A 14,166-nucleotide genomic window follows, 5' to 3' on the forward strand; every position below is an offset into this window, starting at 1 on the left:
GCGTACCCGCGTCTACAACGTGGGCGCTGTACTTACGCTACGAGAATGACTAACGTGCGGTGTGTCAGGAACAGGTCGGGCCGGCCCGGTGTGTCACCACCGGAACCGGCCCTCGGCACCGACCGACTTGGGAAGGTCGACACCGTGTCCGACATGCTGTCAGCTCCACCGCACACCAGCACCGAGACAAGCACCAGGGACGACGATCCCGTCATCCGCGAGGAGGGCACCGGGCCGTTCCGGTGCTTCGCGGTGTCAGTGCCGGCGGGAGTTCATCCGGCGACGATCGCGACGACGCTCCGCAGGCTTCCGCTCGGGTGCGTGCTCACGTCGATGACCGACGGCGAGATGAGGTTCAAGCCGGCGGAGCCCCACCACGGTTCGGGATGGAACTCCGGGCCGGCGACGCTCGAAGCCCCACCGGATCAGTCGTGACGTAGGCCGGCCGGGTTCTCCGGCGGGAAGGCGACGGCGCCGTCCTGCTGGGCCCCCACTGGTCGGCGTGCGGCACGGCATGAGCGGGCCGGTCCCGGGGCATCGTCCTCGGGACCGGCCTTCGTCATGTGTCAGGACCGTGGTTCCGGCGGGTAGGTGCGGCACCGTCGGCGCAGCGTCGAACTCCACCACAATGTCACGGATGGTTACGAAATCCTGGGCTGTCTCTCGGCGAGAGTGCCGCTGGACCTAGCAACCCCATCCGCTAGTTCTAGCAACACCTCTAGCGAGGAAACATGCCCCTGACCTGGGATCTAAACACCTAGCAAGGTTGTGCGGCACACCGGTGAAACGCGCCGAAACGCGCCTCTCGGACCCTTCCGCCAGCCACTAGGCACGCCGGAGCAGCCAACACATAGCGTTACATCCGCACCGCCGTACCGCGCCACCACTCCCCGTCCCGCCCGCCTGCTGGACGCGCCGTTACTGCGCCCGGCAACCCGGTTCAGGCGGGAAGAACGACAGCCCACGAAGATCGAAGATGGTCACTAAAAGTGATGAAAAGCGTGGGGTAAGCGTGGGGTTTGAGATCTTGTTCAACTGGCCCGATCGGCGAAAGTGCCTGTGCTACAGCCACTTTTGGAGCCGGCGAGGGGACTCGAACCCCTAACCGCTCGATTACAAGACGGATCACCGCGTATCCGAACATACCGGAACGTGCCGCCCCGTGCCGCAAAATCCGAGGTCAGGGCGATTTCGATGCCGGAACGTGCCGGCCGATGCCGCGACGGAGCATCCGCGCACACAATGCGCACACACCGCTGGGGTGCGATCGATGACGCCCCGGCGTGACAGGCATTCCCAGACTTCCTGGGCAGAGACGCGCTCTGGCTACGATATGTAGCCAACGGAGCCCGGTGCCGGATCTGCACTCAGACTGCGGGCCAGATCGGGGGCAGCAGTGCTCAACGGAGCGGGAGTCGACGGACCCGCACGTGGGTGGTGCTGAGCGAAACGACGACGCCCTGTTCGAGATCGTCTTCCAGCGCGGGCAGGTTCGCCAGCAACAGGGCGGCTTGCGCGTCGGGCTTGAGCTGATCGCCGGACCGGAGCAGGACCAGCGAGGGAGCGGTGCCGCGACTGAGCGCGAGCAGAGTGGTGAAGTCGCTGTCGGCGGAAATGATCGCACGTCTCTCGGTGACGGCGAACGTGCTGACCTCGGTGTCAGGGGAACCGCCGAGCCCGTGCTCGAGGACGTGCGTCGTGTCGATGCCCTTGTCACGCAGCAGTTCGGCGACCCGCGGTGAGAGGTTCTCGTCGACGAGAAACTTCATGCGGCGATGAACGGGCGCTCTTGCGGCATCGTCTCCGCAGCGAACGCGAGAGCGGCGAGCACGTCGTCGCGGGTGAGCGACGGGTAGTCGGCGAGCAGCTCCTCGACCGTCGAGCCAGCCGCGAGCTGACCCAGCACCACGGACACGGTGACCCGGGTACCGCGAATCGCCGGCGCGCCCGCCATGATGGCCGGGTCAGCCGTGATGCGGCTGGCGGTGCTCATGGCCACGAGTCTACCGGCGGACCCTCGCCAGGGACGCTGTTGCCTCCGGCGGAGGCGGGGCGGGCAGTACGTCGCCGGGCTCTCGGGTGTGGGCGGGACCATGGCCAGGCAGACTGTTGCATCGGCGGAGTCCGGCATCGCGGATCCTGACCGGTCATGATCGAGTGATGCGTCGAGGTCGTGCCTGTCCACCGGTCCGGCGTCGGGGGTCTGTTGCGTTGCGGGCTCTGCGCCACATTCGGTAGTGACGGTGTGTAGCCGACGCGGGTGGGGTGACGATAGCTGATGAATCCGCCCAGTCTGGGCAGCTGTCCGTGATTCCGTGTCCGCGGCCACGAGTTGGACCCGCCGATCGCCCTCGGAGGCGCCGCCCGGAATGCCCGAATTATTAGCTTTCGCTGCGCCCGGCAAGTCGCCGCTGATCCCGACACCGTCCGGGACGTCATCCACGCGTTCAACGGCGGTGTTGCGTTCGTAGGAGGCAGAGCATGCCAGCGGCCATGGTGACCTTCGGTCAGATCGCGGCGGCGAGTTCCATGAATGCGGCTGCCAGCCGGAGCTGTGGGTCGGTGTCGGTGGCGAGTTCGTAGTGGCCGCGGCGGATGTTCTGGACCAGAGCATGCCCGGAACTGATCGTCTGGACCGAGCGGAGGCGTTTCAGCCCGCGCATCGGCCGGAGCCGCGCTTTCAACCGGCCGTGGTCGGCCTCGATCCGGTTGTTCTCCCGCGCGGCGTCGACGTGGCAGGCCCCGGGAAACAGCTCGTCGAGGACCCGCGGATAGACCGAGGCCTTGTCGGTGGTGACCTCGGCTGGCCGGCGCCCCTGCGCCAGGGCCCGAACGAAGAAGCGCCGGGCAGCGAGCTGGTCGCGTCGTTCGCTGGCGAGAACGTCGATGACCTGCCCGTGCTGGTCAACGGCCCGGTACAGATACGTCCACCGGCCCGCGACCTTCACGTACGTCTCATCGACGAACCACCCATCCCCAGGCCGGTGCCGACACGGACGAGCCGCCTCAACCAGCAAGGGCGTGAAGCGCTGCACCCACCGGTAGACGGTGACGTGGTCAACGTCGATGCCGCGTTCGGCCAGAAGTTCCTCGACGTCCCGGTACGACAGGGCGAACCGTAGGTACCAGCGGACCGCCAGCACAATCACCTCAGGTGGGAACCGGAACCCGACGAACTCCGACGTCGGAACCGGTGGACGGACACGACGTCGACGCATCCTTCGATCATGACTGCTCGGTGGTCGAGATGGCGGACTTCGCCGATGCAACAGTGCCCTTTCGAGGTAGTCAGCAATCCTGTCACGGACCAGAACGGCGTTCTGCGCGGAGAAGGCACGATCTCCCTCGGCATCGCCACGGCCTCGGTCATCTCACGTCCCCTCTCACACCTGGTATCCGGCTCACTCCTGCGCTCACGAGAGGCCGTACTCCTTCCAGCGCGAGGTCACCAGGGTCCGGGTGGCCTCGTCCATGACACACTCGTCGGGCCAGCCGCCGGCCCGGCGGTAGCCCTCGGTGGCCAGCTTGCGGGTCGCGTCGATGCCCGCCTTGCCGCCATAGAACTGCTCGTACGACGAGTGGTCGAGGTGGTCGACCAGGCCGATGGTCGTGACCAGGTCGTGGGCGTAGTCGACGTTGCCGAACGCCCGCCAGGCGACCTCGGAGTAGTCGTGCACGTCGCAGTCCGCGTCGACGACGATCACGAGCTTGCACGACGAGAGCTGCCCAGCGCCCCAGACGGCGTGCATCACCTTCTGTGCCTGCTTGGGGTAGCGCTTATCGATCGACACGATCGCGCAGTTGTGGAAGACGCCGGCCTCCGGCAGGTCGTAGTCCACGATCTCGGGGATCAGCATCCTGATCAACGGCAGGAAGATGCGCTCGGTGGCCTTGCCCATCGGCCCGTCCTCCTGGGGCGGCCGGCCGACGACGATCGTCTGGTAGATCGGGTCGCGCTGCATCGTCATCACATTGACGTGCAGCGCCGGGAAGGGCTCGACCGGCGTGTAGAAGCCGGTGTGGTCGCCGAAGGGACCCTCCGGGAGGCGTTCCCCCGGCTCCAGCCAGCCTTCCAGCACGATCTGGGCGTTCGCCGGTACCTGCAGCGGGACGGTCAGGCAGTCGACCAGCTCGACGCGCTCACTGCGCAGGAAGCCCGCGAACAGGTACTCGTCGATGTCCGCCGGCAGCGGGGCGCTCGCCGCGTAGGTGACCACCGGGTCGCAGCCGAACGCGATCGCGACCGGCAGCCGCTCACCTCGCCGCTCGGCGACGGCGTGGTGCGCGTTCGAGTCCTTGTGGATCTGCCAGTGCATCCCGACGGTCCGGGCGTCGTGGCGCTGTAGCCGGTACATGCCGAGGTTGCGGGCACCGGTCTCCGGATGACGGGTGTGGGTCAGGCCCAGGTTCAGGAACGCGCCGCCGTCGTCCGGCCAGGACAGGATGCCCGGCAGCCGGAACAGGTCAACCTCGTCGCCCTTGTAGACGACGTCCTGGCACGGCGCGGTACGGACCTTCTTCGGCGGCATGTTCGTCAGCCGTGCGGCCTTGCCGAGAGCGTCCCGCATCCCGGAGAAACCATGCGGCAGCTCCGGGCGCAGCATGTCCGCGAGCCGGGCGCCCAGATCGTCCAGCTTCTCCACGCCGAGCGCCCGGGCCATCCGCTTCTCGGTGCCGAAGACGTTGATCGCCAACGGCAGGTCCGAGCCCACCGGGTTCTCGAACAGCAACGCCGGGCCACCCGCCCGCACCACGCGCTGCACGATCTCCGTCACCTCCAGGCGCGGGTCGACCGGAGCCTTGATGCGGCGCAGCTCACCGTGCTTCTCGAGGTCACCCAGAAACGCGCGCAGATCCGCCCAAGCCATGTCACCCATCCTCGCAGCGACCAGGCCTCCGGCGCCGCCGCCTCCCCGGACCGTGGCGGTCCGCGCGTCGCGGCCGGCCCGCCGCCCGACCGGCAACCCGACCGACCGGGCGTTTCATCTCGCGCGGGTCTGCGCTAAATTGACCACCACGATCAGCCAACGATCTGCGCAACGCCTCACCCGCCTGCTGTCGCTGCCCGACGCTGCGCCGACCGACGGGCTGGACACCTGAGGAGTGAATTACTGGACCACGGAGGGGCTGGGTCGGGGCGTGCGGGATCGCGCGGGGACCCGGTGCTGGTTGGTCCGCGCATGCGGAATGCTGACCCGGGGGGCTGGGGTCAGGCTGCGGGTTCGATGGTGACGGTGTAGCCGAGCTTCTCCAGTTCGCCGACGAGGGTGTTCTTTCGTTTCTCCGGGTTCCGGCGGCGGCGGGTGTGCCAGTCGCCACCGAGGTCGTGATATTCGGTGTTACCCGCGACGATGTGCCAGTAGGCGATGAGAATGTCGTGGCGGGTCGTCCCGATCGCTTTCTGGATCCCGCGGCGGCCCCGGACCTGGGCATGGTGCGACGCCAGGTAGGTGTTCTTGCTCCTGGCGGCGGCCCACGCTGCCTCGGTCAACGCGGTACGTAACCACTTGTTCCCGTGGCGGGTACGGCCGGAGAGGCGTTTCCCGCCCGAGGTGTGGTTCCCTGGGCAGATCCCCGCCCAGGACGCCAGATGCCCGGCGGTCGGGAACCGGGACATGTCGATCCCGACCTCGGCGAGCAGCACGATCGCGGTGACCCTACCCACCCCCGGGATCGTCGTCACCCGGTCCACCGTCTCGACAAAAGGGGCGATCATCACCTCGATCCGACGGTCGAGCTCGGTGATCTGCTCGTCACACAGATCGATGCGTTCCAACAGTTGCGCTGCGAGGAACCCGTGGTGACCCGAGCGGAACGTTCCCGCCAACGCCTCGGCGAGCTGGGGGATCTTCCCCCGTAGCCGGCCGCGGGCCAGGTCGGCCAGGTACTGCGGGTTCTGTTCTCCGTCGATCATCTTCTCCAGGATCGCCCGGCCGGAGACGCCCAGCAGCTGGGACGCGACGCTGGTGAATTTCACGCCGGCGTCCTGCATCAGCTTCTCCAGCCGCTGGACCTCGCGGGTCTTCTCCTCCACGACCGTGCGCCGGGCCCGGGTAAGATCGCGTGGGTCCCGGAACGGTTTCGGGGGGACGAACGACGGGCGGACCAGGCCGTGCGCGACGAGGTCCGCCAGCCACACGGCGTCCGCCACATCTGTTTTCCGGCCTGGTACGTTACGCACATGCGCGGCGTTGAGAAGCCAGCACTCGAACTGGTCCTCCAACATGTGGAAGACGGGTTTCCAGTAAACCCCTGTTGATTCCATTCCCACGATCGTGACCTTGTTCTGGGCCAGCCAGTCCGCGAGGAGCCCCAGCGAACCGCCGGTCGTGGTGAACGTGCGGACCTCGACTTTCGCGGGTCCTTTCGCGGGCTGGATCCGTACCGCCGCGGCCACCGTGTCCCGATGGACGTCGAGCCCCGCACAGCGCGGGAACACCACTTCCACCCCTGCCCCCTTCCCAACCAGGAACACTCTCCAAAGCGCGTTACCCGGGGAGGCCTGAACACGGAAACTGAGGAACGCGCTCACGGCAGCAGGAACAAGTGCCCCAGGCCTCAGCCGCCATACTCAAACACGGGCTCGTCCGCACCAGAGACAGCCGACGTCGACCGGGTAACGCCCCACCATCATCCCAGCCACACCGCGGCACGCTACCAACAGGTCACCGCAGCCCCACGAGATTCTCATTCGACCAGGTGGCGGCTTCGCCGCCAGGAATGCTCAAACTGGAACTGTCCCGCGAGAAGAAGCTGATCACCCATGCCCAGACCGGGCGGGCGCGTTTCCTCGGTTACCATATCGTAGCCCAGCACTCCGACACGAAGATTACCCGGGGACGCCGAGCGGTCAACGGCGCGATCGGGCTACGAATACCCCCCGACATGATCAGGCAGAAGTGTGCCCTGTACTACAGGCGCGGTGAACCCGCGCAACGGCCCCAGATGCTGCACGACGATGACTACACGATCGCGTCGAAGTATCAGGCCGAGTACCGGGGCGTCGTCCAGTACTATTTGCTCGCCGGTGACGTCTACCGGCTTCAGAAGCTGCGCCGGGTCATGGAAACCTCCATGTTGAAGACCCTGGCAAGTAAGCACCGGTCCAACGTCAACACGATGGCCCGCAAATACAAGGCCACCGTGCGAACCGACCGCGGGCCGAGAACCTGCTTCCAGGTCACGGTCCAGCGCGACGATGGCAAGAAGCCACTGGTCGCACGTTTCGGCGGTATTCCGCTACACCGACAGCCCACCGCGACCCTCACCGACCGAGCGCCGACCCTGGGAACCGTCCGTGGCAACGAGCTGATCCACCGGCTCCTCGCGGGCGGCTGCGAGATGTGCGGAGCAACGGACCGCGTGGAAGTCCACCACGTCCGGCACCTCGCGGACCTCAACAAACCAGGACGGCGCGAGAAACCAGCGTGGGCTCGACTCATGGCGATGCGACGGCGCACAACCCTCGTGGTCTGCCGTCCCTGCCACGAAGCGATCCACGCCGGTCGGTCCACCACGCAACCCACGGCACAACCACTGGAGAGCGATATGCACTGAAAGGCGCACGTATCGTTCGGCGGGAGGCCGACGGAAAAGGACCCGCTTCAAGCGGGCACCTCGCCGGCGGCCTACCCGACTCTGTGGGAGCCCGGGGGTGCGATCCCCCCGGGCCACCCGACCACGGTCCAGAACATCCGCCGCGGCTACTACGAACTCGCCGTCGACACCCACCCGCAGCTGCGGCTGTCCGTCGCATTCACCGAGCTCGCCGCAGCCGTCTGAAGCACCGGGCCGGCCGGGGCCCGGCATGCGCTGCCTTCCCGCAACGCAACAGCGCCGGTTCAACAAAGCACGGGTAGCGGCTGGTGTGGTCATCGAGCCGGAGCCGGGGATCTTCACTCTTGTTGATGGCCGGGATACCGTGTTCGGGTGACCCTGCGGCGCGGCAGGTGGCCAATAGGTGGGTCTTCGGCGGATTGGTCGGTTAACCCGCCGAACCAAGCCCGGAGAAGACCCGATGGCACCTTATCCGACGCCCGCGCCCGTAACCGACGCTTTCGCGCTTCCCGAGTACGATCCCGTCGTGCGATACACGGCCAGGAGCGGCAGGAAGAAATGCATGTTCGGTCACCGCCGGGGCCGGGGCGGACGTGCTGCCGACCGGGGACAGGCGGCGGAGCCCGACCAGCCCGTACTCTGCCAGGATCGAGGGCATCCGGCGACGTCGCCGCGGAGGAGGTCGGGATGGTCACCGTGATCGATGCGGAGCAGTGGCCCACGGCCGACCGGTCGGCACATTGGCAGGACGTGCTCTGCGACCTTTACGCCCCCCTCCGGTTCACCCCGTTGCGGACGGACGTGCGCGGACGGATCACGGTCGGTGAGATCGACAGGCTCCGGGTCACCCACACGGCCATGGCGGCCTCGGTGCTGCACTCCCGGCCCGAGCGCGGTCGCGTGGCCGCGCCGGTGACCGTGATCGTCGCCCTCTCCGGGACCACGACCCTGCGCCAGAGCGGGCGGGAGGCGCACCTGATGCCCGGCGACCTCGCCCTGATCGACCCCGGCCGCGCATGCACGGCCCTGTTCGCCGAGGACACCCGGACAACCACGGTGTCCTTGCCGGCTGGTCTACTCGGCCTGACCCCCGAGCGCGTCTCCGCCGTGTCCGCCACCCGTATCGCCGGGTCCGATCCGGCGGCAGCGACGACCGTGGGCATGCTGGGACCGCTGGTCGACGGGCTGGGCATGCTCACCCGACGGCAGGAGGAGCGGGTCGCCGACGCGCTGGCCCATCTGCTCGGTGCGTCGCTGATGGCTCTGGTGGAGCAGCTCCCGCATCCGGACCGGGTGACCGGGCTGCGTCACAGCGCCCTGGACTATGTCGAGCGCCATCTCGGCGACCCGGACCTAGGACCGGTCACCGTCGCCGCCGCCCACCACGTGTCCGTCCGGCAGCTGCAGCGCGCTTTCGAGGAGGCCGGCCAGACGCTGACCGCCGTGATCCGCTCGCGCAGGCTGGCCGCCGCGCGGGCCGCCCTCGCCGATCCGGCGCGGGCCGAGGAGACGATCACCGAGATCGCCGTCCAGTACGGGATGACCGACTCCGCCGGGTTCAGCAGGCGCTTCCACTCCGCGTTCGGCGTCGCACCCCGCGAATACCGTCGACAGAGCCTGGGCCCTTCTCCGAACGCCGCCGCGAGCTGACTGTCGCGAACTGACAAGCCGCGCGACGCGTGCGGACAAGACCCCCGTCGCCGCAGTCCGGACACTTGTCGGCAGGTCGCGCGCCACCAGCGCGCACGCTCGACGAGGAGGCACGCGCGTGCAGACTGAGCTGCTGGCGGACCCGCAGTGGTCCGGACGGATCTTCTCGGGCGGCTGGGTCCGCGGGAGCGGCGAGGACATCGCCGTGGTCGAACCTGCCACCGGCACCCTCCTGGATCGGGTCGGATCGGCGACGCCCGCGGACGTCGCGAAGGCCGCGGAGCGCGCGGCGCAGGCCCAGCGGGAGTGGGCCGCCCAGCCGCACACCGACCGTGCCGCGGTCCTGCGTCGCGCTGCGGCGCTGTTCGAGCGGCACCAGGAGGAGATCGAGACCTGGCTCGTACGCGAGCCCGCTTATCCTGGCGATGCGCGCCGTCGCTCCGGCGCTCGCGCTGGGCAACGCGGTGCTCCTCAAGCCGGATCCGCGGACCGCCGTGTCCGGCGGCGTCGTGTTCGCCCGGATCTTCGAAGAGGCCGGGCTGCCTGACGGGCTGCTGCACGTGCTGCCCGGAGGCGCTGAGGTCGGGGCCGCCCTGGTCGAGGATCCGCAGATCCCGGTCATCGCGTTCACCGGTTCCACCCGGGCAGGACGGGCCGTCGCCGCGGCGGCGGCCACCCGGCTGAAGCGGGTGCACCTGGAGCTCGCCGGAATCGACGCCATCGTGCGGGACACCGTCGACACGGGTGCGCGCATCGCGGCCGGCGGCACCTACGAAGGGCTCTTCTACCGTCCGACCGTGCTTGCCGACGTCCCGGTGACCTCCCGGGCCTACACCGAGGAGATCTTCGGCCCCGTCGCGCCCGCCGATCTCGACGAGGCCGTCCGGCTGGCTGCGGACTCCGTGTACGGGCTCTCGCTCGGCCTCCTGACACGCGACGTCATGGAGGGGCTCGAACTCGCCGGACGCATCCCGTCCGGACTGGTGCACATCAACGACCAGACGGTGAACGACGAGGCCATCGCCCCGTTCGGCGGGGTCGGCGACTCCGGGACCGGATCCCGGCACGGCGGCGCCGCGGCCAATCTCGATGCGTTCACCGAGCAGCAGTGGGTCACCGTGCGCGGGGACCTGCCGGACTACCCGTTCTGACCCCCCGATCCGGTTCACCCCACGACAAAGGAGTCCTGGTGCCTGGAACCAAGCGCGGATACAAGTGGGTCGACCGGGCCATGCGCGAGCTGGACCCGGAGACCGACCACGAGCAGATCATCCGGCTGATGGGTGATTACCAGCTCAACGCCACCGTCCTCGACCTGGTTGTGTCGGCCAGCACCATTCACAACGTCGTCCATCCCCGCGGGTCGGAGACCCTCGCTCACACCGGGAAGATCGTCTCCCGGCGGGACAAACGCGCCGAGGACGGTTACGAGTTCTTCTGGACCTGGTTCTCGGGCGGCCCGTCCAGCGAAGCGGTCAAGGAGTCCGTCGCCAAGCTCAACCGGCTCCATCTGGGTATCGCCCGCCAGCTGCCGGGCAACTTCTCCTACAACGAGGACTTCGTCTTCACGCTCTGCCAGCTCGGGGTGTTCAACCACCGACTGCAGAAGCTGCTGGGCATGCCCGGCATGCCCGACCACCTGAAGATCGCGTTCCACCACTGGATGCGGGACATGTCCACGCTCTTCGTCGGCGAGCACGGCCCGGTCACCGGCTTCCCCGAGGACTTCGACGCCATGCTCGCGTTCGTCGAGGACTACGAGTCGCAGCCCTACGAGCACAGCGAGAACGGCCTGATCGTCTCCGAGGGCATCATCCAGGGCTTCGTCGAGCGCAACTTCCCCAAGCGGCTGTGGCCCTTCGGCCGGGCGATGGTCCTCACCACCGTGCCGGAGCGCATCCGCCGGCTGCACCACCTGCCCGACCCGGACCGCCGCCTCGCCGCGCTGACCCGCTTCCTGCTGAAGACCCAGATTCGGCTACAGAAGGTACTGCCCGATCCGCGCGAGGCGGCATCGGAGAAGTACTTCCGCGAACGGGCCGCGCTGATCGAAAAGCGCAAGGCCGAACGACTGGCGGCGCACGGCATGGCCGGCACGGAGCTGAGCGAAGAGTGCCCGTCGGGCGGCGGGCCGTGCCCCGTCCCGCACACCGATCGCACAGCGTCCAGACCACCACCGCAGTCGAGAAGGAGACCACGATGGACTACGACGGCTACATCAAGACCTACAACGAGGGTGACGACGTGGTCACAGCGCAGCAGTACTACACCGAGGACATCACGCTCACCATGCCGCTCGGCACGCTGAGCGGCCGGGACGAGGTGATCGGCTTCCTCACCCGCGGGCACGCCGGGATCCCGGAGGAGCTCAAGCCGCGGATCGTGCTGCGGTCCGAGGACCACATCCTCGCCGAGCTGGACATCGTGCTGCGCCCCGAGCGGGACGTCCCGGACCACTTCCTCACCCCGCTCGTCACCGGTCAGGAGGCCACCGCGCGCTTCTTCGCCTCCTACGACCTGCGCGGTGACCGCATCGCGGCCTTCCGGCTCGCCTGGTGGCCGCCCGCCTGACCGCCGTACGCCCGGCCGCCACTGCGCTGCTCGCGGTGGCAGGGCCGGGGCGGTAGGGAACGCCCCCCAAGAAAATGAACCCCTGCCTCCCTGGAGGCAGGACGAACTCGTAAAGGTCACGCAATGAAGGTCATGAAGAAGTCGCACGCCTGTATCCGCCTGGAGAAGGACGGACAGACCCTCGTCCTCGACCCCGGGGTCTTCAGCGAGGAGGACGCCGCGATCGGCGCGCACGCGATCCTCGTCACGCACGAGCATCCCGACCACTTCGACGAGGAGCAGCTGCGGGCGGCCCTGAAGGCCAACCCGGCCGTCGAGATCTGGACCCTCAAGTCGGTCGCCGAGCAGATCTCCGCGGCCTTCCCTGGCCGGGTGCACACCGTCGGCCACGGCGACACCTTCACCGCCGCCGGCTTCGACGTCCAGGTCCACGGCGAGTGGCACGCGGAGATCCACCCCGACGTCCCGCCCATGACCAACGTCGGCTACCTCGTCGACGGCGGCAAGGTCTTCCACCCCGGCGATGCCCTCACCGTCCCCGACCACGCCGTTGAGACGCTGATGCTCCCCGTCATGCCACCCTGGAGCAAGATCTCCGAGGTCATCGACTACGTCCGCGAAGTCAAGCCGCAGCGCGCCTTCGACATCCACGACGCCTTCGTCACCGACCTCGCCCGCCCGATCTACGACAGCACGCTCGCCGCCCTCGTCAGCGCGGAGCACCTGCGGCTCGCGTCGGGGGAAAGTACGACTCTGTGAGTGTCAGTCTCGGCGCGTCACCCGCTTGATGCACGCGGCCCGGACGCTGTAGGCACGTTGCACCGCCGTCCGCCGGTGCGGTCACACGATCTCCATCGCGTCGGCGTAGAAGTCGCCGGCGGCGGCGTGGGTGTGTAAGAACAACGGTCGGGTAGCCCGGGGGGCACTGTTGCATCGGCGAAGTCCACCATCTCGACCACCGAGCAGTCATGATCGAAGGATGCGTCGACGTCGTGTCCGTCCACCGGTACCGACCTCGGAGTTCACCGGGTTCCGGTTCCCACCCGAGGTGATCGTGCTGGCGGTCCGCTGGTACCTACGGTTCGCCCTGTCGTACCGGGACGTCGAGGAACTTCTGGCCGAACGCGGCATCGACGTTGACCACGTCACCGTCTACCGGTGGGTGCAGCGCTTCACGCCCTTGCTCGTCGACGCCGCGCGGCCCTGCCGGCACCGTCCTGGGGACAGGTGGTTCGTCGACGAGACCTACGTCAAGGTCGTCGGCCACTGGACCTACCTGTACAGGGCGGTTGACCAGCACGGGCAGGTCATCGACGTCCTCGCCAGCACCCGCCGCGACCAGGCTGCGGCACGCCGGTTCTTCACCGCCGCGCTGTCCCACGGCCGCCGGCCTGTCGAGGTCACCACCGACGAGGCCCCCGTCTACCCACGGCTCCTCGACGAGTTGCTCCCCGAGGCCTGTCACGTCGACGCCGCACGGGAGAACAACCGGATCGAAGTCGATCACGGCCGCCTGAAAGCCCGGCTACGCCCGATGCGCGGCCTGAAACGGCTGCGCTCGGTCCAGACGATCAGCGCCGGCCACGCCCTGGTCCAGAACATCCGCCGCGGCCACTACGAACTCGGGATCGACACCGACCCGCACACACGGCTGACAGCCGCGTTCACCGAACTCACCCTCACGATCTGATCACCCGCCCGGCGGGGCCAACCATGCCCTGCCATCCCACAACGCAACAGACCCACCCCGCGGTGGCCATGGGGGTGGAACGGCGGACCGGCCACCGTCAACCGGCGCGCGCCATTCTTGCCACAGTCCAGCAACCCGGGACCGCCGATAGTAACGGAACGTAACCGCTTTAAGGGTGGTGTCGCGACCGCAGATCCCGGCCCAGCCACCCAAAGAGGACGCCCCACCGATGATCGTTCTGAGCACAAACCCGCCGAATGCGCACACAATGCGCACACAAACCCGGTCTGATCTTGTCAAAATGATCTTTGACTTTGTAAAACCGCAGGTCAGGGCCTATTTTTCTGGAGCCGGCGAGGGGACTCGAACCCCTAGCCGCTCGATTACAAGACGGATCACCGCATATCCGAACATACCAGGGCTGCGCGAAGATCGCCTAGTGTGACGATCCATTGCCCTATGTAGCCAGGTAGTGGAGTGCCCGGTAGCGGTCGCCGGCGATGCGCTCGAGGGTTTCCTTGACCTTTCGGACTCCGTGGAGGCGGAGGAGACTCAGCGCGAGGTTGCGGATGGTGGCGAGGTTTCTGGGCCCGTTTCCTCGGGAGGCGTGGCAGGCGTCCTCGCGCCAGGCGGTGTCGCGGATGTAGTGGAGGCGGTTCTCGATTCCCCAGTGCAGGCGGACGTGGGTGTGGATGGCT

11 protein-coding genes and 4 pseudogenes are annotated in these 14,166 nt (G+C 68.0%); 9 read left to right on the top strand and 6 right to left on the bottom strand.

Annotated features, from left to right (window positions below; genetic code table 11):
- Positions 1-153 precede the first annotated feature (153 nt).
- Positions 154-435 (top strand): hypothetical protein, encoded by a 282-nt coding sequence (locus tag B207_RS0125340; protein WP_230205216.1) that lies wholly within the window; start codon positions 154-156, stop codon positions 433-435.
- Positions 436-1,400: 965 nt separating this feature from the next.
- On the opposite strand, the gene B207_RS0125345 is transcribed toward B207_RS0125340, so the two are convergent.
- The 5 genes from B207_RS0125345 to B207_RS0125365 all read right to left on the bottom strand — a co-directional run bounded on the left by B207_RS0125345 (position 1,401) and on the right by B207_RS0125365 (position 6,448).
- On the bottom strand, positions 1,401-1,769 hold the full coding sequence (locus tag B207_RS0125345) for a DUF5615 family PIN-like protein (protein ID WP_018639475.1): 369 nt from the start codon (positions 1,767-1,769) through the stop codon (positions 1,401-1,403).
- A complete protein-coding gene (locus B207_RS0125350; RefSeq protein WP_018639476.1) occupies positions 1,766-1,993 on the bottom strand; it encodes a DUF433 domain-containing protein in 228 nt (75 codons plus the stop codon). The genes B207_RS0125345 and B207_RS0125350 overlap by 4 nt, the downstream gene beginning before the upstream one ends.
- A 514-nt stretch (positions 1,994-2,507) precedes the next feature.
- Positions 2,508-3,218 (bottom strand): IS6 family transposase, encoded by a 711-nt coding sequence (locus B207_RS0125355; protein WP_026311437.1) that lies wholly within the window; start codon positions 3,216-3,218, stop codon positions 2,508-2,510.
- Positions 3,219-3,413: 195 nt separating this feature from the next.
- Positions 3,414-4,868, bottom strand: coding sequence for a menaquinone biosynthesis decarboxylase (locus B207_RS0125360; protein ID WP_026311438.1), 1,455 nt, complete (start codon positions 4,866-4,868; stop codon positions 3,414-3,416).
- Positions 4,869-5,209: 341 nt separating this feature from the next.
- Complete coding sequence (locus tag B207_RS0125365; protein ID WP_026311439.1) at positions 5,210-6,448, bottom strand: IS110 family RNA-guided transposase; 1,239 nt, start codon at positions 6,446-6,448, stop codon at positions 5,210-5,212.
- A 275-nt stretch (positions 6,449-6,723) separates the two neighbouring features.
- On the opposite strand from B207_RS0125365, the pseudogene B207_RS35550 reads away from it, so the two are divergent.
- The 8 genes and pseudogenes from B207_RS35550 to B207_RS0125400 all read left to right on the top strand — a co-directional run.
- Positions 6,724-7,557: pseudogene (locus B207_RS35550) on the top strand (HNH endonuclease); the annotation flags it as partial.
- Positions 7,558-7,677: 120 nt separating this feature from the next.
- Positions 7,678-7,782: pseudogene (locus B207_RS38935) on the top strand (IS6 family transposase); the annotation flags it as partial.
- 462 nt (positions 7,783-8,244) lie between these two features.
- Complete coding sequence (locus B207_RS0125375; protein ID WP_018639483.1) at positions 8,245-9,207, top strand: AraC-like ligand-binding domain-containing protein; 963 nt, start codon at positions 8,245-8,247, stop codon at positions 9,205-9,207.
- A gap of 205 nt (positions 9,208-9,412) precedes the next feature.
- Positions 9,413-10,358, top strand: a pseudogene (locus B207_RS35555) (aldehyde dehydrogenase family protein).
- A 38-nt stretch (positions 10,359-10,396) separates the two neighbouring features.
- Complete coding sequence (locus B207_RS0125385; RefSeq protein ID WP_018639486.1) at positions 10,397-11,515, top strand: hypothetical protein; 1,119 nt, start codon at positions 10,397-10,399, stop codon at positions 11,513-11,515.
- Entirely contained in the window at positions 11,407-11,778 is a 372-nt protein-coding gene (locus tag B207_RS0125390; protein WP_084692324.1) for a nuclear transport factor 2 family protein, read from the top strand. Before B207_RS0125385 ends, B207_RS0125390 begins: the two co-directional genes overlap by 109 nt.
- A gap of 123 nt (positions 11,779-11,901) precedes the next feature.
- Positions 11,902-12,537, top strand: a complete 636-nt coding sequence (locus tag B207_RS0125395; protein WP_018639488.1) for an MBL fold metallo-hydrolase — start codon at positions 11,902-11,904, stop codon at positions 12,535-12,537.
- A 220-nt stretch (positions 12,538-12,757) separates the two neighbouring features.
- Entirely contained in the window at positions 12,758-13,468 is a 711-nt protein-coding gene (locus B207_RS0125400; protein WP_018639489.1) for an IS6 family transposase, read from the top strand.
- Positions 13,469-13,925: 457 nt separating this feature from the next.
- Here B207_RS0125400 and B207_RS40800 read toward each other — a convergent pair.
- Positions 13,926-14,166 (bottom strand): annotated as a pseudogene (locus B207_RS40800) (ISAs1 family transposase); the annotation flags it as partial.

It is taken from the genome of Parafrankia elaeagni (assembly GCF_000374165.1).
Classification (GTDB): domain Bacteria; phylum Actinomycetota; class Actinomycetes; order Frankiales; family Frankiaceae; genus Parafrankia; species Parafrankia elaeagni.